Consider the following 20,086-nt stretch of genomic DNA (forward strand, 5'->3'; position numbering starts at 1 on the left):
AGGAGACAGATGTCTTTCCGCACCACCACTGACATCGGTTACGTAGAAGACGTCTCGCCGGGCGCCGGGGCCCTTCCGCCCCGCGCCTGGTACGCGTCCTCGGACGCGAGATCGCTGTCGCTCAACGGACGTTGGCGGCTGCGCGTGTCGGCGACGGCCGACGCCGAGGACGACTCGTTCGCCGAGGAGGGGTACGACGCCGGGGACTGGGCCGAGGTCACGGTCCCGGGACACTGGGTTTTGCAGGGCGAAGGCGCTTTCGGCTCGCCCGTCTACACCAACCACCTCTACCCCTTCCCGGTGGACCCGCCCCGCGTCCCGACCGAGAACCCGACCGGCGACCACCTGCGCGTCTTCGACCTGCCGCAGGGGTGGCCCGATGTGTCCGAAGGCGGTTTCGTTCTCCGTTTCGACGGTGTCGAGTCCTGCGCCCGGGTCTGGCTGAACGGCACGGACATCGGCGAGTTCAAGGGCTCGCGGCTGGCGCACGAGTTCGCGGTCGGGCATCTGCTCAGGCCGAGCGGAAACATCCTCGCCGTCCGGGTCCACCAGTGGTCGGCGGGCTCGTACCTGGAGGACCAGGACCAGTGGTGGCTGCCGGGCATCTTCCGTGATGTCACGCTGCTGCACCGCCCGGCGGGCAGCGTGCTCGACTTCTTCGTGCACGCCTCCTACGACCACGTCTCGGCCGAGGGCACCCTGCGTGTCGACTCCGACGTCGACGGGCGGGTGACCGTCCCCGCGCTGGGCGTCGACGTCCCGACGGGGGAAGCGGTCACGGTACCGGTTCAGCCGTGGACGGCGGAGACGCCCACGCTGTACGACGGCGAGCTGGTGACGGAGGGCGAGCGGGTTGCGCTGCGCATCGGTTTCCGCACGGTCGAGCTGGCGGACGGCCTGATCAAGGTCAACGGCCGGCCGATCCTCTTCAAGGGCGTCAACCGGCACGAGTGGCACCCGGAAACAGGCCGCGCCCTCGACCCGGAAACGATGCGCGAGGACGTGCTGCTGATGAAGCGGCACAACATCAACGCCGTGCGCACCTCGCACTACCCGCCCCACCCGGCCTTCCTCGACCTGTGCGACGAGTACGGGCTGTGGGTGATCGACGAGTGCGACCTGGAGACCCACGGCTTCGTCGAGCAGGACTGGCGGGACAACCCGGTCGACGACGACCGATGGACACCTGCCCTCCTCGACCGCGCCGCCCGCATGGTCGAACGGGACAAGAACCATCCCTCGGTGGTCATCTGGTCCCTCGGCAACGAGGCCGGCACCGGGCGCGGCCTGACCGCCATGGCCGACTGGATCCACGGCCGCGACACCACCCGCCTCGTGCACTACGAAGGCGACCTCAACTGCCGTGACACGGACGTCTATTCACGCATGTACGCCTTCCACGAGGAGGTGGACCGGATAGGCCGGAGGCTGGACGGCGGCACGCTGCGTCGACGCCAACTGCCCTTCATCCTCTGCGAGTACGCCCACGCCATGGGCAACGGCCCCGGTGGACTGGCCGACTACCAGCGGATCTTCGAGGCGCACGACCGGCTCCAGGGCGCGTTCGTCTGGGAGTGGATCGACCACGGCATCAAGCACCCCGAGCTGGGTTACGCCTACGGCGGGGACTTCGGCGAGGAACTGCACGACGGGAACTTCGTGTGCGACGGCCTGGTCCTGCCGGACCGCACCCCGTCTCCCGGCCTCGTCGAGTTCAAGAAGGTGATCGAGCCGGTCGCCCTCACCGCGTCCGAGGACGGCACCGTCCGCGTCACCAACAAGCAGGACTTCGCCGACCTGTCGGCCCTGGCCTTCACCTGGGCGTTCCAGGTGGACGGCGAGACCGTCGCGTCGGGCGACCTGACGGTGCCGGCGCTGGCGGCGGGCGAGTCGGCCGACGTCAAGCTGCCGCAGCCGCCGACGGATGCCCCGGCGGGCGCGGAGACGGGTTGGACCGTCCGGGCGCTGCTGGCCGAGGACACCGCCTGGGCGTCCGAGGGGCATGTGGTGGCGTGGGGCCAAGTCCCCGTCGCCGCACGCACCTTGCCGTCGGTCACCGCGACCGCCGTCCCGGTCGTCGGCGAACGGCTCATCACGCTGGGCCCGGCCTCGTTCGACGCCCGCACCGGCGAGCTGCGGTCCATCGGCCCGGTGGAGGTGACCGGGCTGCGTCTGGACGTGTGGCGGGCGACCACCGACAACGACGACGGCGCGCCCTGGCAGTCGGACGTCCGGCACGGCGTGCTCTGGCGCAAGCTGGGTCTGCACCGGATGCGGCACCGGCTGGACGCGGTCGAGGTCGGCCCGGACGCGCTGACGGTACGGACCCGGGTGGCGCCGGCCGCCTGGGAGCAAGGCCTGGCGACGGTGTACAGATGGTCGTCGGACGGCGACCGGGTACAGCTGACCGTGTCCGTGACTCCCGAGGGCGACTGGACGGTGCCGCTGCCCCGCCTCGGCGTCCGCTTCGGGCTCTCCGAGGCCGACCGGCTGACGTGGTTCGGCGGCGGCCCCGGCGAGGCGTATCCGGACAGCAGGGCGGCGTCGACGGTCGGCCGCTGGCAGTCGACGGTCGACGGTATGCAGACGCCGTATGTCCGTCCGCAGGAGAACGGCGCCCGTGCCGACGTCCGCTGGGCGGAGCTCGGCGGACTGCGCGTCGAAGGCGACCCGGAGTTCTGGTTCACGGCACGACGCTGGACGAGCGAGCAGCTGGACGCCGCCCGGCATCGCTCCGACCTCGTGCCGGGCGGGACGGTGTGGGTCAACCTCGACCACGGTCAGCACGGTCTCGGCTCCCAGTCCTGCGGGCCGGGCCCGCTGCCGCAGTACTTCCTGAACGCGGTGCCCGCCGAGTTCTCGTTCGTCTTCACGGCAACCGGCTGACCGGCCGGTCGACGACACCGATCGGCCGAGGAGATCGATTTATCGATTGACCTTTTGATCCAGATTCCGACACGGTGATGACGTCTCCCGCGGCCGGCCGGCTCCCAGTCGGCCGGCCGCGCTTCACTGGAGGTTGAACGAGTGATCGGCAGCATCGAGGTGCGCGGCCTGTCCCGCACCTTCCACACCACCGTCCGCCGGCCAGGCCTCGTGGGAGGCCTGCGTTCCCTGGTCAACCCGGAGCGGGTCGCCAAGCACGCCGTCTGCGACATCACCTTCGACGTGGCCGCGGGCGAGCTCCTCGCCCTGCTCGGCCCGAACGGCGCCGGAAAGTCCACCACCATCAAGATGCTCACCGGCATCCTCACCCCCACCTCCGGCGAGGCACGCGTCGCGGGCGTGGCGCCGTACCGGGAGCGGGAACGCAACGCCCGCAACATCGGGGCCGTGTTCGGGCAGCGCACCCAGTTGTGGTGGGACCTGCCGGTGCGCGAGTCGTTCGCGATCCTGCGCGACATCTACGAGGTGCCGAAGGCCGAACACGCCGCGCGCCTGAAGGAGTTCGACGACCTTCTGGAGCTCTCCTCCTTCTGGGACACCCGGGTGCGCCACCTCTCCCTCGGCCAGCGCGTGCGCTGCGACCTCGCCGCGGCGCTGCTGCACGACCCGCCGGTCGTCTTCCTCGACGAGCCGACGATCGGGATGGACGTGGTGGTCAAGGAGCAGGTCCGCGAGTTTCTTCGGCATCAGGTCGAACAGCGCGGCCGCACCGTCCTGTTGACCACGCACGACATGACGGAGGTGGAACGGCTCGCCGAGCGCGTGGTGTTGATCAACCACGGACGGCTGGTCCTGGACGGCACCCTCGACGAGATCCGCCGCAGGTTCGGCTCCACCTGGCAGGTGCGGGCCACCCTTGCCGACCCGCGCGCCGAGGTCGTGGCGCTGCCGGGGATCGCGGTCCTGCGGCACGAGGGCTCGCGGGTGGTCTTCGGCCCGGACGGATCCGGTGCGCCGACCGTGCACCAGGCACTGAAGTCGGTCATCGACCGGTACGACGTGACGGACATCGCCCTGGACGAGGCCGAGTTGGAGGACGTGATGCGGGCCGCGTACGTGCAGGCCGGGGACATGTGATGGCGGTCCTGCACGCCTGGCGTGCCGCGCGCGTCACCCCGCTCGGCGAGCTGCACACCCCGCCCCGGATGACCGCCGTCCTGCTCCGCCTGGCAGTCCAGGTGGTGCTGGTGGCGTCCCTGTGGCACGGCCTGTACGCCCACACCGGCACCACCGCCGGAATGACCCGCGACCAGGCCGTCACCTACGCCGTACTGGCCGTACTCGCCTCCCGGCTGCGGGAGCTCGACCAGTACGCGGGCCGGGACAGCGTGATCCAGCACATGCACTTCGGCACCATCGTGTACTGGTACCTGCGCCCGCTGTCACCCCAGCGCTACTACGCCCTGCGCGCCCTCGGCGAGCAACTGTACGGTCTGGCCTGGGCGTTGACCGGGTATGCGGTCTGTCTCGCGGCCGGCGTGGTGGAACCGCCCGGGTCGGCCGCCGTGGCGGGGGTGTTCGCGCTGAGTCTGCTGCTCGGCCAGTGGATTCTGTACTACGTCATGCTGGTCATCGACCAGCTGTGTTTCTTCACCCTGCGCAACAGCGCCGCGATGCTCATCCTGATCTTCGCGCAGAACCTGTTGTCCGGGGTGTACGCGCCGTTGTGGTTCTTCCCCGACTGGTTCGTCACGCTGAGCGGTTTCCTGCCGTTCCAGGCCACGCTGAGCGTGCCGTTGTCGCTCTACGTGGGCCGCATCCCGTTGTCGGACGCCGGGCCCGCACTGCTGGTGCAGGCCGCGTGGGTGGTGGCGCTGGCCCTGTTCACCCGGCTGGTGTGGCGACTCGCCGCCCGGCAGGTCATCTCGCAAGGGGGCTGACGCGCTTGAAAGCCATACGTCTCGCGTGGCGGATCACGCGTCTCAACTTCCGCGCCCAGCTGGAGTACCGTTCCGAGTTCCTGATGATGGTCGCGATCGGCGCCGTCTGGCAGGTCTCGGTGATCGTTTTCGCAACCGTGCTGCTGACCCGTTTCAGCGGCATGGGCGGCTGGGACAGCTCCGACGTGCTGCTCATCCCGGCGACCCGGATGCTCGCCCACGGTCTGTTCGTCCTCTTCCTGGGACGGATGCACGGCATCGGTCACTTCATCCAGGAAGGCAGGATCGACGTCTGCCTGGTGCGGCCCATGCCGGTACATCTCCAGGTCCAGTTGCGCGTGTTTCCCACGAATGCCATCGGCGATCTGACCGTCGCGGTGGCCCTGATGGCGGGCGCGCTCAGCCGCAGTCACCTCGACTGGACAGCGGGCCGGACCTCGTACCTGATCGTGGCCGTGCTCGGCGGCATGCTCCTGGAGGCCGCCTTGTTCACGGCGGTGGCCTCCGCCGCCCTGCGCTTCCCGGCCGCCGACTACTGGGGCGGCTGGCTCGAGGAACTGCTCGGCACGTTCGGCAGCTACCCGCTCAACGTGCTGCCCAAGGCAGTGGGCGGCTTGCTGACCTACGGCCTTCCCCTCGCCTTCGTCGCGTACTTCCCGGCCGCCGTCCTGACCGGCCACGGCCACGACACCGGCGTCCCCTACTGGCTGGCGGCGGCCTCCCCGCTGGTGGGCCTGCTGGCGTACATCGGCTCACGGCTGCTGTGGCGGTGGAGCCTCGGCCACTACACCGGGGTGAACGGATGACACCCACGGCACGGAGGTCCGCGGGCGCCCGACGATCCCGTCCCCTCGGCCACCGCTTGGATCACGCGGCACGGTACGCCCGCAGAAACGCCGCGACACCGCCACTCATCAAACGCTCGGTCTCCTCCTTCGGCAGCGGCAGCACCCCGTAGTGGGAGCGCTGGGTGATCGCGTGGGAGACCAGCGCCGTGAAGTGCGTCGCCGCGAGGGTCGCGTCGCCGTGCACGTCGAGCAGACCGGCGGCGGCGAGGCTCTCCATCGCCTCGGCCAGGGCGCGGCCGACGGGGCCCGGCCCCGCGTCCCGCCAGGCGTCGAGCACCTCGCGTGGGACGTGGTCGGCCTCGGCGTGGATGTGGCGGACGAGGGCGAAGTGATTCGGGTACTGGGCCATGAGGCCGACGAAGCCGCGGGCGAGGGCGACGAGGTCACGCTCCAGGTCCTGCGGCCGAGGTGGCCGATCCGGATCCAACACGCCGTGCAGGCAGGCCAGTTGGGCGTCCTTGACCTCGGCTGACGTCCAGGTGACGACCGCGCCGAAGAGCTGCGCCTTGCCGCCGGGGAAGTGGTTGTAGAGCGTGCGCGTCGAGACGCCGGCCTCGGCCGCGAGGGCATCCACGGAGGCGCGCGCGTACCCCTCTCGACCGAAGACGGTGCAGGCCGCGCTTGCGATCGCCGTCTGCTTCTCCAGCTTGCGGGGCGAGACCGAGCGCCGTGCCTCGTCAACCCAGCTCTCGTTGGTTGTGCCCACCCTCGACTCCTCGCTGATTACAACGCTCGTTGCACTTTTTACAACGCTCGTTGTAGCTTACCGAAGGTGAGGCCGCACCGCGCGGCCGTCCCGCCCCGCAGGGGCCGTGAGGAAGAAACAGGGGACACCCATGCCTGCCGACAACCCGCCCACCGCCGAAACCACCGTCACCGCCGCTGTCGAGAACGACGCCCCGCTGCGCGTGGCCGTCGTCGTCGGCAGCGTCCGCGAGGGTCGCCAGGGCCGCTCCGTGGCGGACTGGTTCCTCGACACCGTCACCGGACTCGACGGCCTGGACCTGGACGTCATCGACCTCGCCGACACCGAGCTGCCCCTGGTCATGCCCGGCTGGGGCGGCTCGCAGAGCCCCGAGACCGCGGCCGTACTGGCGGACGTCTCACCACGGCTGGCCGCCGCGGACGCCTTCGTCGTCGTCACCCCCGAGTACAACCACAGCTTCCCCGCCGCACTGAAGAACTTCATCGACTGGCACCACTCGCAGTGGCAGGCCAAGCCGGTCGGATTCGTCTCCTACGGCGGTCTCGCCGGCGGCATCCGAGCAGTGGAGCAACTGCGGCTGGTATTCGCCGAGTTGCACGCCATGACGGTTCGGGACGCCGTGAGCCTGCACGGTCCCTGGTCGGGGCTCGGAGAGGACGGCACACCGCGCGACGCGGCCGTCTGCGAGGGCGCCGCCAAGGGCATGATCGGCCAACTCACCTGGTGGGGGCAGACGTTGCGGAGCGCCCGCGCCGGCCGCCCCTACCAGGGCTGAGGTCGTGATCACCGGCTCGATGACATCGGTCCTCGACCTCACGACGGAACGCCGCTCTGCGCCGGAGCGCCGCAAGCAACGCAAACAGCACAAGCAGAACAAGCCGCGGTAAGCGTTTTCCGCCCTGCACTCACTGTTTCCTCAACAGACCTTGTGTGTCACACCGGTCGGCCCCAATCTGAGCTCTGTTCACCTTTCTCGCCGCCCCCTCCCCGACCGGAGACACCCCCACATGAGACGACTCATCGGCACCCTGGCAGCCGGCGTCCTGGCCGTCACCGGCCTCACCGCGACCGCCGCCCTGCCCGCCCAGGCCGCGCCCGCCGCCGCCGCGTCCGGCAGCTTCAACGTCCTGACGTACAACGTCGCGGGCCTGCCCGAGGGACTCAGCTCCGGCCACCCGGCCACCAACACCCCGTTGATCTCACCGAAGTTGGCGGCGTACGACATCGTCAACGTGCAGGAGGACTTCAACTACCACGCCGCGCTCTACGCGGGCGACAACCACCCGTACCGCACCGCGACGAGTGGCGGCGCGGCCATAGGCGACGGCCTCAACACCCTCTCGAACTACGCCTTCGAGGACTTCGAGCGGGTGCGGTGGAACAACTGCACCGGGACCAACTGCCTTACGCCGAAGGGCTTCACGCTGTCCCGGGCCCGCTTGGCGGAGGGCGTCTTCGTGGACCTCTACAACGTCCACACCAACGCCGACGACTCCGATGACGCGCTGGCCGCCCGACGCGCCAACATCAAGCAACTGTCGGACTTCATCCAGGCGAACTCGTCCGGCAACGCGGTGCTCGTGATGGGCGACACCAACACGCGCTACACCCGGGCCGGAGACAACATCCGCACCCTCGCCGACGAGAACGGCCTGACCGACGCGTGGGTGAAGCTGGTGAAGGGCGGCACCCGGCCCACCCAGGGCACCGACGCGCTGCTGTGCCCGACGACGGCGCCGACGAACGACTGCGAGGTCGTGGACAAGGTTCTCTACCGGAGCAGCAAGCTCCTGACCCTCAACGCGACCCGCTACAAGAACGAATGGGCGTCGTTCCTGGACTCCGCGGGAGGCAACCTCTCGGACCACTTCCCGCACACGGTCGACTTCTCCTACACCCTCAACCCGAGCGTGCGGGCGAGTGACTTCTTCGGCGGTCCGCACGGCACAGCGTTCAACGACGCGGACGACCTGTCGGCCACCCCGGCCCCGCGCACGCTGACCCTGCGCGGCAGCGCCCGCCTGGACGCGGTGGCGCTGACGTACGACGGTGGTACGACGGTCACTCACGGAGGCACCGGCGGTACGGCGACGTCGCTGACGCTGGCGACGGGCGAACACCTCACCTCGGTGAAGCTGACGCAGGGCCAGAAGGACGGCCGCACAAGGATCTTCTCCGCGGGGTTCACCACGGACAAGGGCCGCACGCTGTCCTCGGGCACCGCGACGGCCGACACGACCACGTTCACGGCCCCGTCCGGCTGGCAGATCGTCGGCCTCACGGGCCGCGCGGGCGACGAGGTGGACAAGCTGGGCGTGCTGTACGCGCCGATCAGCTGAACCTCGTCACGCCAGGACGCTTCCGCCGAGGACCCCGCCGAGGCTCCGCCAGGCCTGCGGCCGGCCGGCCCCTCGCGTGGAAGCGTCCCGGTAGGCGTTTCGGGCGCGCGGGACCCTTAGGATCCTGCCCAGTACCTCCAGGCCCGAGCGCACACAAGGCGGTCCCCTCCATGCCACGAGTCGGCCTCACCACCGACCGCCTCGTCGAAGGCGCCGCCGAGCTGGCCGACGAGGTCGGCTTCGACAACGTCACTGTCTCGGCGCTGGCCCGGCGCTTCGGAGTCAAGGACGCGAGCTTGTACTCGCACGTCAAAAACCTCCGGGAGCTGCGCACCAGGCTCGCGCTGCTCGTCGGCGGCGAGATGATCGACCAGATCGCCGCAGCCGTCGTAGGACTCGCCGGCAAGGACGCGTTGGTCGCTTTCGCGGGGGCCTATCGGGAGTACGCCCTGCGGCACCCGGGACGGTACGCCGCCACCCAGATCCGTATCGACGACGCACTCGACCAGGAGCTGGCCGCCGCATCCCCCGTGCTGCGCCGCACCGTCGACATCACCTACGGGATGCTCCGCGCCTACGGTCTCGACGAACCCGACATCACGGACGCGGTGCGCCTGTTGCGCAGCACGTTTCACGGGTACTGCGTGCTGGAGGCCGGCGGCGGCTTCGGGGCGCCCCGGGACGTGCAGCGGTCGTGGAACAAGGCGATCGACGCCCTGCATCTGGCACTCACCCACTGGCCACGGGAGGACGCCACCGCCGGCTGACGCCGCGTCCCCGGAGACCGTCTTCTCAGTCGGCGGAGCGCTCTGCCGCACTGCGCTCCACGCAGAACTCGTTGCCTTCCGGGTCCACGAGGACCGCCCACCCCGTGCCGTCGGGCCGGCGGCGGTCGTCGACCAGGGTGGCGCCGAGGGCCAGCAGCCGCTCGACCTCCTCCTCACGGGTGCGGTCCTGCGGCTGGAGGTCGAAGTGGATGCGGTTCTTCTTGCCCTTGGGCTCCGGGACGGTGACGAAGAGCAGGCCCGCGCCCGCGATCAGCGCCTCGGGGTCGCCCGGCTTGTCGTCCTCATGGAGGGGCTGGCCGAGAACCTCGGACCAGAAACTCCCGAGGGCGTAGGCGTCGGAACTGTCGATCGTCACGTGACGGATGGCAGAAGTCATGCGTGGATTCTTGTGGACACCGTTTGCCCGCGGCAACGGAGATTCCCCTGGCACGGCAACCGTTTCCTCCCCCGCGGCAACCACAGGCCATGACATCTGCACGACACACGACGCGCCACCGCCGTATCCGTGCGGCACGCAAGCCCGCGATCGGCGCGCTCGCGGCCGCCGGGCTGCTCGCCGGCGCATGGTGGGCCACTGCCGGGGCGGCGACCACCTCCCCGAACCTCACCCCCACCACCACCGCCGTCACCCTCGCCGCCAAGTTCCCTTACCTGTCCGCCGGGTACAACAACACCCGGGAATGGACGCGGACGACGACCGCGGTGGCCCCGAACGGCACGCTTCGCGTCGCCTGGCCCGCGGCGGACGGTGTGCACGTCACGCCGCTCACCGCCGCCGGGAAGCGCTCGGGCGCCGACACCGTCGTCAAGGGCGTCAAGGAGGTGGGCGGCCTGGTCGCACACAACGACGGCTTCGCGCTGCTCACGCGGGTCGCCGACACGAACAAGTGGAAGGAGACGGCGGCCGCGATCATCCGTTACACGGGCAGCAGGCAGACCTTCCGCACGAAACTCACCGGTACCGCCTCCCACGACACCGCCCCGTTGCTCGACGGGCAACTCACCTGGAACGGCAGCAAGTACGGCGCCTACTTCGTCGTGCACGGTGCCGGCGGCTTCGCGGACGGGCACTACGGGGACAAGCTGGCGTACGTCAGCGCCAAGGGGGCGAAGCTCAGCGGCGGATGGAGCTGGGGCTGCAGTCACAACGAGGGCATCGCCCTGCACGCCGAGCCCTCCGGCGCCTTCACCTCCCTGTGCTTCGACGACTGGCGCTCCGGGCTGTTCGTCTCGACCGGGATCGGCGCTCCGGACACGGCGCCCGTGGTGCAGCGCGAGCAGTGCTGGGCCGGTTACTGCGGGGGCACCTTCCCCGGTCGCACCGGTGACCTGGTGAAGTCGTCCACCGGCCGTTACGCAACCGCGTTCGCCTCCCGCGGCGCCGTCTCGGCGAAGAAGAACCCGGACGACGCCAGCGGCCGCGGCTGGACGGTGAAACCGGCGACGGGCACGCATCAGGTCGCCCTCGCCTTCATGAAGGACCGCAACTCCGGTCCCGGCAAGGCGGTTTACCTCACCAGCGCGGTCGGCACCGAGAACGTCAACGTCCATGTCGCCCCGTACGGCAAGGACCGCCTCCTCGTGTCCTGGGAGTCCCTGAAGAGCTCCAAGTGCACCAGCGGCACCTGCGTCGGCGCCTTCACGGGCACCCACTTCCGTCTGGTCGACTGGAACGGCAAGGCGCAGAGCGCGGACAAGGTGGTGACCACGCGTGTCACCGGGGACGTCGCGGTCCTCAAGGACGGGACGCTGACCTGGGCGTACGCCCCCGTCACGCCTACCTACGCGACGGCGCTCAGCGGGGCTTCACCGACCACGACGACGCTTGGGATCGCTCGTCTGAAACCGTGAAGGAAAACCGGTTCTCCGAGCCCGTCGGCCAGCGGACGATCAGGTCGTACGCCCCATGAGCGTCGTCGGCGCCCGCCCCCCGCACCTCCACGGAGACCAGTTCCCGCAGGGGCAGGGGGGCGGGCTCGGCGGTGAGGCGGGCCAGCGCGACGAAGAGAGTCCCGGGGCCGTCCCCCAGCACGCCCGTCAGCGCGGACGTGCCCGTCAGCCCGTGCACGGGGACCAGGTCGGCACGCTCACCCGCGCCCTCCACCGGCGCCCAGCCCGTGACCTGCACCCGCGTCCCCGGCGCCGCGCCGGCCACCAGATGGGCCCGCACCTCCACCGCGCCGTCGGCCACCACCAGACTGGTGACCTCGGCGCCGGAGTCCAGCACATACCGGGAGGCCGCCCAGCCCTCCCCCACCCCGAGCGGGACGATGCCCTCACGGTGCGCGTCTCCGCCGACCACGACGACGTTGTCCGGTGGCGAGCCAAGTGGCCGGGTGACCGTGGAGTACGCGAACCGCGTGTAGTAGGGGTCGTAGCGGACGTCCTCGCTGCCGTGGTTGTGCAGGCGCACCAGGCCGTCCGAACTCGTCGACTGCACCAGCCAGTTGGGGGCGGGAAGCGGGGTGACCGCGTCTCCTTGTTCCACCGGTCCGGGCGCTTCCCGCGCCGTCCACACCTCGTGTTCCGGTGGAAGCAGCAGACCGAGGAAACCCTTGCTCGCCCAGTAGGGGGAGGCCGGTCCCGAATAGCCCTGGAGGACCGACTCGTCGGGGCCGTGCCAGCCGAGGGTCAGCAGACCGCGCTCGTCGACCGCGTCCCGTTCCAGAAAGTACTTCAACGCGCCCGAGGCCAGGCGCCGGGTCTCGCCGGGAGGCAGCGGGGTATGGCCGGTCAGGGCGCCCAGCCACAGGGGGGCGGTGGTGGCGAAGCGGTAGGTGAGGGAGCGGCCCTGGTGCATCGGCGCCCCGTCGCCGCCGAACAGGCGGGCGTAGTCGGCGAGATGGGCCCTGAGCCGCCCGCCGTAGCGGGCGAGCAGGTCCGGGTCGTCGGCCAGCCAGGCGTGCAGGACCGGGTAGAGGTGCATCGCCCAGCCGTTGTAGTAGTCGAAGGCGCGGCCCGCGCCGTCGGTGTACCAGCCGTCGCCGACGTACCACTGCTCGATGCGTTCCAGGCCGCGGTCGACGGCCTTGCGGGAGGCCTCCGGCTCATGGCCGACCGACTCCAGGAAGCCGCCTACCGTGACCGGGAACAGTTCCCAGTTGCAGGGCCAGGGTTCGGCGGTCAGCGCGTCGCCGAGCCAGGCCGCCGCGCGCTGCTGAACGCCGTCGTCGAGGCGGTCCCAGAGCAGCGGACGGGTCAGTCGCAGCGCGAGGGCGATCGACGCGGCCTCGACGAGCGGCTGGCTCCGGTCCCCGATGCGGGGCCAGACGCCGAGAACTCCGGCTTCGAGACCGGTCGCGTAACGCTCCAGCGCGCTCTCGTCGCGGCGGAAGGCGGCCAGCAGCAGGGTGCGGGCGTAGCCCTCGAGGCCGTCGGAGAGGCGGCCCGACCAGCTCTCTCGGTTGCCGGGAAAGTGGTAGAGGGCGCGATCTTCGGTGGCGTACGGCTCCACTGCGGCGAGCAGGGCGTCCGCGGCCGCCTCCCAGTGGGCGCGGGTGTAGCCCGTTCGGGGGCTGCGGGCGGGGTCGGGCGGGGGCAGGTGCATGTGCTGTTTCTTTCCTTCGCGGCCGGGTCGGGACCTGGGGAGGCCAGGACCTGGGGGCGTCCCGGTTCCGGTCGGGGCGCCCCCAGGCGTTCATCCCACCCGCACGGCGCCCCTCGGCACCAGATGCAGGGCGACGAGTTCGTCGCGGACCAGGCCCGCGTAGACCGTGGCTCCGTGGACGGAGGTGTGCGTGTTGTCGCGTTTTTCGTTGTAGAGGTAGAGCGCCTTGGAGCCCTCGACCCCGAGGGACTCCACAAGAGCCTTGGTCTTGGCGGTGAGGTCGATCAGCGGAACGTCCTGCGCGGCCGCGACCGAACGGATCACCGCCGGGTGGTCGACGCCGAGTCCGTTGACCAGCAGGGCTGTTCCGTTGTTCAGAGTGCCGTCGGCGTTGAACCAACGGCGCACGATGGGGGTGACGAGGACCGGCCGTCCGCCCTTCTCCCGCACTCCCGCCACCAGTGTCTCGAGGTTCGTCCGGTACGTCGCCTCGTCGGTCGTCTTGTCGTTGTGTGCGAGCTGGACCAGGACGAGGTCGCCGGGGCGGATCAGCGGCTGGACCGTGGCCCACAGCAGCGGGTTCCCCAGATAGGTGACCGTACTCTCCCCGGAGTCGGCGTAGTTGGCGACCGAGACGCCCTTGCGCAGATACTGCGGCAGCTGCTGGCCCCAGCCGGTGTACGGGTCGGCGCTCTGGTCGCAGACCGTGGAGTCGCCGATGAGGAAGATCTGCCGGGCGTGCCGGGAGGGGGTGACCCTGATGTCGGCCAGGGCCGGCGCCGAGCCGCCGAGCGTCAGGTCCAGGCCGGGGGTTCCGGCGGCGCCGGTGGGCTCGCCCTCGGGGGTGCGGACGTCGACCGTGAAACTGCGGGCGAGGCGTTCACCGGCGGGGGCGGCGGTCTCCGGGAGCAGGGCGCGCCGCGTCTCTCCGGTGACGGCGGTGCTCGAGTCGGTGTCGCCGCCGAGGACGACCTTCACGTCGTAGGTGCCGGGCGGTACGTCGAAGTGACATGCGGTGGCAGTGCAGTTGTCGATGCCGAGGGGCGCGCGTCCGCCGTGGGCGTGGGCGGCGGGAGCGGCCGTCAGACCCGCGGTCAGGGCGAGTGCCGCCATGACGGCGATGTTGAAACGTCTCACTTGCAGCTCCTCCGGCGCGGCAACAGGGTTGGCGGCAGGACCGTACCTCCTCTGGCAAGCGCTTTCTAGACCTTGGACCGATTTCACAAGATTGCCAACCTCGCACAGGCGAAAGCCCTTTCGCGAAATCGATTCAACTGTCACTCTCTCAGGCACCCGCACCCCCACACCTCCCGAAGGAGGCACCCCCATGTCCGGATCCGAGAGCCACAGGCCGGTCCGACGCCGCACCTTCGTCCTCGGCACCGCGGCCGCCGCAGGCTCGGCCGCCCTCGCCGGCCCGCTCGCCCTCCCGGCCGCCGCGGCGGCCTTCGGCTACACCGACGACGGCTCGAACTACGTCGTCGACACCGGCGCCGGCCTGGTCTTCAAGGTCAGCAAGACCACCGGCGACCTGACCTCCCTGGTCTACCGGGGCACCGAGTACCAGGGCTACGGCGGCATGAACTCGCACATCGAGTCGGGGCTCGGCAGCTCCACCGTGACGATCACGCAGTCCGGCTCGACGATCCTGATCTCGGTCACCCACGGCACGCTCAGGCACTACTACGCGGCCCGCAGCGGCGAGAACAACGTCTATCTGTGGACCAACAAGGCCGACACGTCCGTTTCGGCGACCCGTTACATCGTGCGCGTCAAGGCCGGCCTGTTCCTCAACGACGAGCCCGACTCCTACACGTACACGACCAGCACCGTCGAGGCCTCCGACGTCTTCGCGAAGTCCGACGGCCAGACCCGCTCCAAGCACTACTCCAAGCTGCGCGTCATGGACTACAGCTACATCGGCTGGACCACCGGCAGCAGAGGCCTGTGGATCGTGCGCAGCAACCACGAGAAAGCCTCCGGCGGCCCCTTCTACCGCTCCCTCCTGCGCCACCAGAGCGCCGACGGCGGCGGCCTCTACGAGATCCTCTACTACGGCCAGAACCAGACGGAGGATCAGCGCTTCGGCCTCCAGGGTCCGTACGTCATCGCCTTCACGGACGGTGGCGCCCCCTCCTCGTCGCTGTTCCCGGGCACCCTGACCACGTCCTGGGCCGACTCGCTCGGCATCGCCGGATACGTCGGGGCGAGCGGTCGGGGCCGGGTCTCCGGGGTCGGCATCACCGGGCGCGACACGGCGTATCCGTACACGGTCGGACTCGCCAACTCTGCCGCCCAGTACTGGGGTTCGGCGCGCTCCTCCGACGGCTACTTCTCGATCACGGGTGTGCTGCCGGGGACGTACACGCTGACCGTTCACAAGGCCGAGCTCGCTGTGTACAGCACCCAGGTGACGGTGTCCGCGGGCGGGACGACCACCCTCAACTCGATCGCGATCCCGTCCTCGAACGATCCGAGCAACGCGAGCGCGATCTGGCGGATCAACGACTGGACCGGTACGCCGAGCGGCTTCAAGAACGCCGACCTCATGACGTACGCGCATCCGTCGGACGTGCGGGCCGCCGCGTGGACCGGCAACGTGGTGATCGGCAGCGGCAGCGAGACCTCGGCGTTCCCCTGCTACCTCTGGAAGGACGTCAACAGCGGTCTGCTCGTCTACTTCAAACTGACCGCGGCCCAGGCCGCCGCCGCGCACACCCTGCGCATCGGCGTGACGACGGCCTACGCCAACGGCCGGCCGCAGGTCGTCGTGAACGACACCTGGACCTCGGCCATCCCCTCCCCGCCCACCCAGCCGAGCACCCGGTCCCTGACCAACGGGTCCTACCGGGGCAACAACCACACGTTCACCTACAGCGTCCCGGCGAGTGCGTGGCTCACGGACACCAGCCAGTACAACGTGCTGAAGATCAACGTGGTGAGCGGTTCGGGGACGACCTCCTACCTCAGTGCGGGCACCTCGATCGATGCGATCGACCTGCTTGCCTGATCTGGCGTCAGGTTCCGCGCGTCCACTGCTGGTTGGTGCCTCCGTTGCATGTGTAGGTGATGACGGCGGCGGAGTTGGCGGTGGACGCGCCGCTCACGTCCAGGCACTTGCCGCTCGCCCGGGAGGTGACGTTGACATAGCTGCCCGAGGTCGTCAGCGACCACTGCTGGCCGGCGGCCGTCGCGTTGCAGTTCTCCTGGCTGACCGTGCCCGCGTTCTCCTGCACGCACAGGGAACTGTTTCTGACGACCAACTGGTAGTAACCGCTTCCGACGGACTTGAACCAGTATTTCTGGTTGTTGCCGCCGTTGCAGTCGTACTGCTTGATCTGGGCCCCGGCCCACAGGGACTGGCTCGTGACGTCCGCGCACTTGCCGCTGTGCCGGGCGATCAGCGTGTTGTACGTGGCGCTCGTGCCGGTGACCGTTCCCGCGGCCGTGTCGACGGTGACTTCGGGGGACCAGGACATCGACAGCGAGGTGGATGTGGGGAAGGTCAGCGGCAGCCAGACGTAACGGGAGTCATTGACGGTCCCGCCGAAGGAGTTGCCCCAGCGATCGCCCAGGTAGAGGTAGGAGGTGCCCGACGTGCCCTGGACGGGAAGGACGTACGCGGTCTGCGAGCCGTACGCCGTCGAGTCGCCGACGTTCGTCATCGCCGTCCAGGGCCCGGCGAGGGAGGTCGCCGTGGCGTACTGCTGCTGGTTGGGGTTCCAGCCGGTCGCGGCCGAGGTGAGCATGAAGTAGACGCCGCCCCGCTTGAACAGCGCCGGGGCCTCGCGGTGGCCGTCGTGCCAGGGGTCGGCGACCAGGCTCGCGATACCGGTGTAGTCGTCGGTGAGCCGGTAGATCTGCAGGTCGTAGTTCTCGCGTGCGGCCGAGACCATGTATCCGGCGCCGTCGCTGTCCACGAAGACCGTGATGTCCCGGGACATGTACTGGCCGAGCGGGCGGAAACTGCCCTGCCACGTGTAGTTTCCGTCGACGGTGTCCGACACGGCCACGGCGGCCCGCGCCTCGCTGTAGTCGGCGCCGTTCTCCTTGTGCATCCACATGACGAACTTGCCGGTGGACGCGTTGTACATGACCTTCGGGCGTTCGATGTTGGCGGTGGCCAGCTCGGAATCGCTCGACTGGGTCAGGACGTGGTTACGGAACTCCCAGTTCTTCAGGTCCGTGGAGCGGTAGGCGTCCACGTACCGAAACGTGTTGTCGGCGTTGCGGTCCTCGCCGAACCAGTAGTAGTAGGAGCCGACCTTGAGGACCCCGCCGCCGTGGGCGTGTACGGGAGCGCCCGAAGTGTCGGTGAACTGTGTGCCGTTGGCGATCGTCTGCGGCGCCGCCTGAGCCGTTCCCGCGGTGGCGAAGGCTCCGATCAGCGCCAGACAGAGGGCGAGCAGGGTCGCGTACGCACGTCTCATCACGCACTCTCTTTCACGGTGTCGGCGACGGGGACGCCGAAGTCGGGGGTGCCGGCCGGGCTCCGGCCGAAGGTCTGGAACCGGCTGTGGCGGTTGGGGTCGTCCAGCGGGTCGCCGTCGAGCTCCTTGCACTGACGGGCGTGGTGGAGCAGGACATCGGTCTCGCCGTCCTCGCCTGCGGTGAGCACGGTCGCCTCTCGCAAGAGGGGCGTTCGGAACTGCGAACGACATGTGGAATGACGAACGCCGAAAAGGTAAGGGTGCGTTACGAGCAGGTCAACGGGTCGGACGAGACTTGATGGAAAGCCCTTTCCGGAGGTTTCCGGGCAGGACATCGGTTTTCCGGCCCGGCGGGCCCGAGCCACCCTTCGAGGCGAGCAAGTTTCTGTTATCGCTCTCGCTCCGCCGCGTCTCCGATCCGTGCACAGCCCTCTCCACACCTCAAGCGCGATCGCCGGCGCCCTCGCGGCCGTCGCGGCCCTCCTGGCCGCCGCTCCCCCGGCCGTGGCCGCCGGCGCCCGCGACGTCACCGCCGACGTGCTCGCGAACCGGGACGTGACGCTCACCGGCGACACGGTGGTCACGGTGCCCTCGGGGACGACCACGTACGACGGCGTTTTCCGCGGCCAGGGAAGCCTTACGGTGCGCGGTGGCGGCACGCTCGTGCTGAGCAAGGACAGCGACTTCACGCTGCCCGAGGCACGCCGTCGACAGGTGGTGCGCACACAGGGTGGAAACCACCCGTACACGACGGTCAGCAACCCCGACCCGCCCGCGATCACGGTGGAGCGCGGGACGACCCTGCAGTACGGCACCGGTGGGGGCACGGGCCTGATCGGGCACTTTCCCTACAACACCCCCGGGTACCGGCTCAACCAGCTCAACGTCCGCGTCGACGGCACGCTCCGGCTGTCGCTGACCCGCACCTTCAACATCGGCACCATCAGTGGATCGGGCCTGGTCACCCAGCCCCGCAACATGTGGGGCACCCTCGACCTCGCGGGCACGCACCCCTTCTCCGGGGTCATCGACAACGGCACCGGGATGGCCGTCGGCCGCCCCGAGTATCCGGTGTCGCTGCCCGATGCCCGGGCGATCCTCAACCAGGGTTCCTGGATCATCGACACCCCGCTGTACCAGACGATCACGCTGCGGCAGAACTTCTACCAGCGGGAGTACGGAAGCGACGTCAACGTCCACACCCGGCCCGGCAGCAAGGTCGTCCTCACGGGGCAGTACAGCTACAGCGACCAGGGCGGCGACGCCAACCCCTCGCTCAGCGACCCGGGCATCAACTGGCGGCCGATAGCGCACCAGTTGAACAAGCGCGGCACCAACGTCGAGGGCGCGAACGTGCAGTGGGGCGACGGCACCACGCACACGATCTTCATGCCGGGAACCAAAGACACCGTCTACATCAATCTGCACGAGGCGAGCGGACGGCGGTCCCTGCTGACGTTCGACTACAACGGCCCGGTCACCCTGGGCGCACCGATCGGCGGCGGCAGGTACCACGACACCCTTGCCGCACCCGGCGCCGGGGACATCGTCATCGCCGGAACCAGGGGAAACGACGTCACCTTCGCGGCCGCGCAGTACTACGACGGTTCGACCACCGTGGAGAAGGGGGCGGTCCTGCGACTGGGATCGCCGCAGGGCGACGGTTCCCTGCTCACCGGCACCGACCGGCGGCGCATCGTGAACGACGGCACGATCGTCGTGCGCAACACGAAAACCGCGACCTCCCTGTCCCGGCTCGGCGGCAGCGGATCGCTCGTGCAGTCCGGTGCGGCGACGACGACACTCACGGGCCCCTCCGTGACGTACACCGGAACGACGACGGTCAAGCAGGGCACCCTCGCGCTCAAGGACGGGGCGACCCTCGCCAACAGCAGGGCGATCCGGCTGACGGCTGCGGGGGCACGGCTGGACACCGGCGGCTCGGCTCTGCGTGTGACGAGCACGCTCAGCGGCACCGGCATCGTGACGGGCGCCGTGGCGAACGAGGGCGTGGTCACGAGCGGGCTGACGGTGACCGGGGCCTACACGCAGAGCGACAAGGGCCAACTGGTGCTGGGAAAGGCGCCCCTGAAGGTGGCGGGCAAGGTCTCGCTGGGTGGCGGCATCGACCTGTCCGCCGCGACCGGCACGACGCCCCGCCGGGAGATCACTGTCCTGAGCAACACCGGTAGGACCTCCACCTCCGGCGCCTTCGACGGGCTGCGGGAAGGAGCCGACGTGAAACTCGGCGACACCGTTTACCGGATCGGTTACAAGGGCGGCGACGGCAATGACGTCGTCCTGACTGCCACGGCCGCGAGCCCCTCGGCGAGCGTGCACGGACGGGCGTCGTCGGGCGCCGTGACGGCCGGGACGCGCAGCGCGAGCGCGGCCGAGAGCGGCGGGTTCGGCTGGTGGCCGTATGTCCTGGCGGCCGGGCTGCTCGGCGCCCTCCTCGTCCCGGCGAGCAAGCGCACGCGGCGCGGCGGTCGACGTCGGGGCGGACGGCACTCGGCGCACGGACGATGAGCCCTCGCGTGACCTCACCGAACCGGGCATCCCGCATGGTGGGCAAGCTGTTCATGTATTGGACGGACCGAGC

15 protein-coding genes and 1 pseudogene are annotated in these 20,086 nt (G+C 69.8%); 10 read left to right on the forward strand and 6 right to left on the reverse strand.

From position 1 onward, the window contains the following. The first annotated feature begins 9 nt into the window (after positions 1-9). The 4 genes from ACZ5SK_RS18735 (at position 10) to ACZ5SK_RS18750 (ending at position 5,632) form a co-directional block, all read left to right on the forward strand. Positions 10-2,886 carry a glycoside hydrolase family 2 TIM barrel-domain containing protein gene (locus ACZ5SK_RS18735; RefSeq protein WP_334576140.1) on the forward strand — a complete coding sequence of 959 codons (2,877 nt, stop codon included), beginning with the start codon at positions 10-12 and terminating at the stop codon, positions 2,884-2,886. 141 nt (positions 2,887-3,027) lie between these two features. Then, on the forward strand, positions 3,028-4,023 hold the full coding sequence (locus ACZ5SK_RS18740; protein WP_334576142.1) for an ABC transporter ATP-binding protein: 996 nt from the start codon (positions 3,028-3,030) through the stop codon (positions 4,021-4,023). After that, positions 4,023-4,826 (forward strand): ABC transporter permease, encoded by an 804-nt coding sequence (locus ACZ5SK_RS18745; RefSeq protein WP_319673407.1) that lies wholly within the window; start codon positions 4,023-4,025, stop codon positions 4,824-4,826. The genes ACZ5SK_RS18740 and ACZ5SK_RS18745 overlap by 1 nt, the downstream gene beginning before the upstream one ends. Positions 4,827-4,831: 5 nt before the next feature. Next, positions 4,832-5,632, forward strand: coding sequence for an ABC transporter permease (locus tag ACZ5SK_RS18750; RefSeq protein ID WP_334576145.1), 801 nt, complete (start codon positions 4,832-4,834; stop codon positions 5,630-5,632). A 61-nt stretch (positions 5,633-5,693) separates the two neighbouring features. Here the strand turns inward: ACZ5SK_RS18750 and ACZ5SK_RS18755 are convergent, their stop codons facing one another. Then, on the reverse strand, positions 5,694-6,380 hold the full coding sequence (locus tag ACZ5SK_RS18755; protein ID WP_334576146.1) for a TetR/AcrR family transcriptional regulator: 687 nt from the start codon (positions 6,378-6,380) through the stop codon (positions 5,694-5,696). Positions 6,381-6,510: 130 nt separating this feature from the next. On the opposite strand from ACZ5SK_RS18755, the gene ACZ5SK_RS18760 reads away from it, so the two are divergent. The 3 genes from ACZ5SK_RS18760 to ACZ5SK_RS18770 all read left to right on the forward strand — a co-directional run bounded on the left by ACZ5SK_RS18760 (position 6,511) and on the right by ACZ5SK_RS18770 (position 9,486). Beyond that, positions 6,511-7,155 carry an NADPH-dependent FMN reductase gene (locus ACZ5SK_RS18760; RefSeq protein WP_334576148.1) on the forward strand — a complete coding sequence of 215 codons (645 nt, stop codon included), beginning with the start codon at positions 6,511-6,513 and terminating at the stop codon, positions 7,153-7,155. Positions 7,156-7,387: 232 nt separating this feature from the next. After that, positions 7,388-8,719 carry a jacalin-like lectin gene (locus ACZ5SK_RS18765; RefSeq protein WP_468576306.1) on the forward strand — a complete coding sequence of 444 codons (1,332 nt, stop codon included), beginning with the start codon at positions 7,388-7,390 and terminating at the stop codon, positions 8,717-8,719. A gap of 170 nt (positions 8,720-8,889) precedes the next feature. Then, positions 8,890-9,486, forward strand: coding sequence for a TetR/AcrR family transcriptional regulator (locus tag ACZ5SK_RS18770; RefSeq protein WP_334576151.1), 597 nt, complete (start codon positions 8,890-8,892; stop codon positions 9,484-9,486). A 25-nt stretch (positions 9,487-9,511) separates the two neighbouring features. On the opposite strand, the gene ACZ5SK_RS18775 is transcribed toward ACZ5SK_RS18770, so the two are convergent. Then, complete coding sequence (locus ACZ5SK_RS18775) at positions 9,512-9,883, reverse strand: VOC family protein (RefSeq protein WP_334576153.1); 372 nt, start codon at positions 9,881-9,883, stop codon at positions 9,512-9,514. An 89-nt stretch (positions 9,884-9,972) separates the two neighbouring features. Here ACZ5SK_RS18775 and ACZ5SK_RS18780 point away from each other — a divergent pair, with 89 nt between their 5' ends. Further along, positions 9,973-11,358 (forward strand): hypothetical protein, encoded by a 1,386-nt coding sequence (locus ACZ5SK_RS18780; RefSeq protein ID WP_334576155.1) that lies wholly within the window; start codon positions 9,973-9,975, stop codon positions 11,356-11,358. Here ACZ5SK_RS18780 and ACZ5SK_RS18785 read toward each other — a convergent pair. Together ACZ5SK_RS18785 and ACZ5SK_RS18790 are read right to left on the reverse strand one after the other, a co-directional pair. Then, entirely contained in the window at positions 11,303-13,054 is a 1,752-nt protein-coding gene (locus ACZ5SK_RS18785) for a DUF2264 domain-containing protein (RefSeq protein WP_334576157.1), read from the reverse strand. The genes ACZ5SK_RS18780 and ACZ5SK_RS18785 overlap by 56 nt on opposite strands. A gap of 90 nt (positions 13,055-13,144) precedes the next feature. Continuing rightward, positions 13,145-14,191 (reverse strand): rhamnogalacturonan acetylesterase, encoded by a 1,047-nt coding sequence (locus ACZ5SK_RS18790; protein ID WP_334576159.1) that lies wholly within the window; start codon positions 14,189-14,191, stop codon positions 13,145-13,147. A gap of 190 nt (positions 14,192-14,381) precedes the next feature. Between ACZ5SK_RS18790 and ACZ5SK_RS18795 the strand changes: the two genes are divergently transcribed. Further along, positions 14,382-16,064 (forward strand): rhamnogalacturonan lyase B N-terminal domain-containing protein, encoded by a 1,683-nt coding sequence (locus ACZ5SK_RS18795; protein WP_457493728.1) that lies wholly within the window; start codon positions 14,382-14,384, stop codon positions 16,062-16,064. Between the two features lie 7 nt (positions 16,065-16,071). On the opposite strand, the gene ACZ5SK_RS18800 is transcribed toward ACZ5SK_RS18795, so the two are convergent. Both ACZ5SK_RS18800 and ACZ5SK_RS18805 read right to left on the reverse strand, forming a co-directional pair. Then, positions 16,072-17,484 carry an RICIN domain-containing protein gene (locus ACZ5SK_RS18800; protein ID WP_334576163.1) on the reverse strand — a complete coding sequence of 471 codons (1,413 nt, stop codon included), beginning with the start codon at positions 17,482-17,484 and terminating at the stop codon, positions 16,072-16,074. Further along, a pseudogene (locus ACZ5SK_RS18805) lies at positions 17,484-17,666 on the reverse strand (alpha-N-arabinofuranosidase); the annotation flags it as partial. The pseudogene ACZ5SK_RS18805 and the gene ACZ5SK_RS18800, both read right to left, overlap by 1 nt. Positions 17,667-17,904: 238 nt before the next feature. On the opposite strand from ACZ5SK_RS18805, the gene ACZ5SK_RS18810 reads away from it, so the two are divergent. Then, positions 17,905-20,013: an autotransporter-associated beta strand repeat-containing protein gene (locus ACZ5SK_RS18810; protein WP_457493727.1), complete on the forward strand. Its 2,109-nt coding sequence runs from the start codon at positions 17,905-17,907 to the stop codon at positions 20,011-20,013. Positions 20,014-20,086: the final 73 nt, after the last annotated feature.

The sequence above is a fragment of the Streptomyces sp. NPDC031474 genome (genome assembly GCF_055581185.1).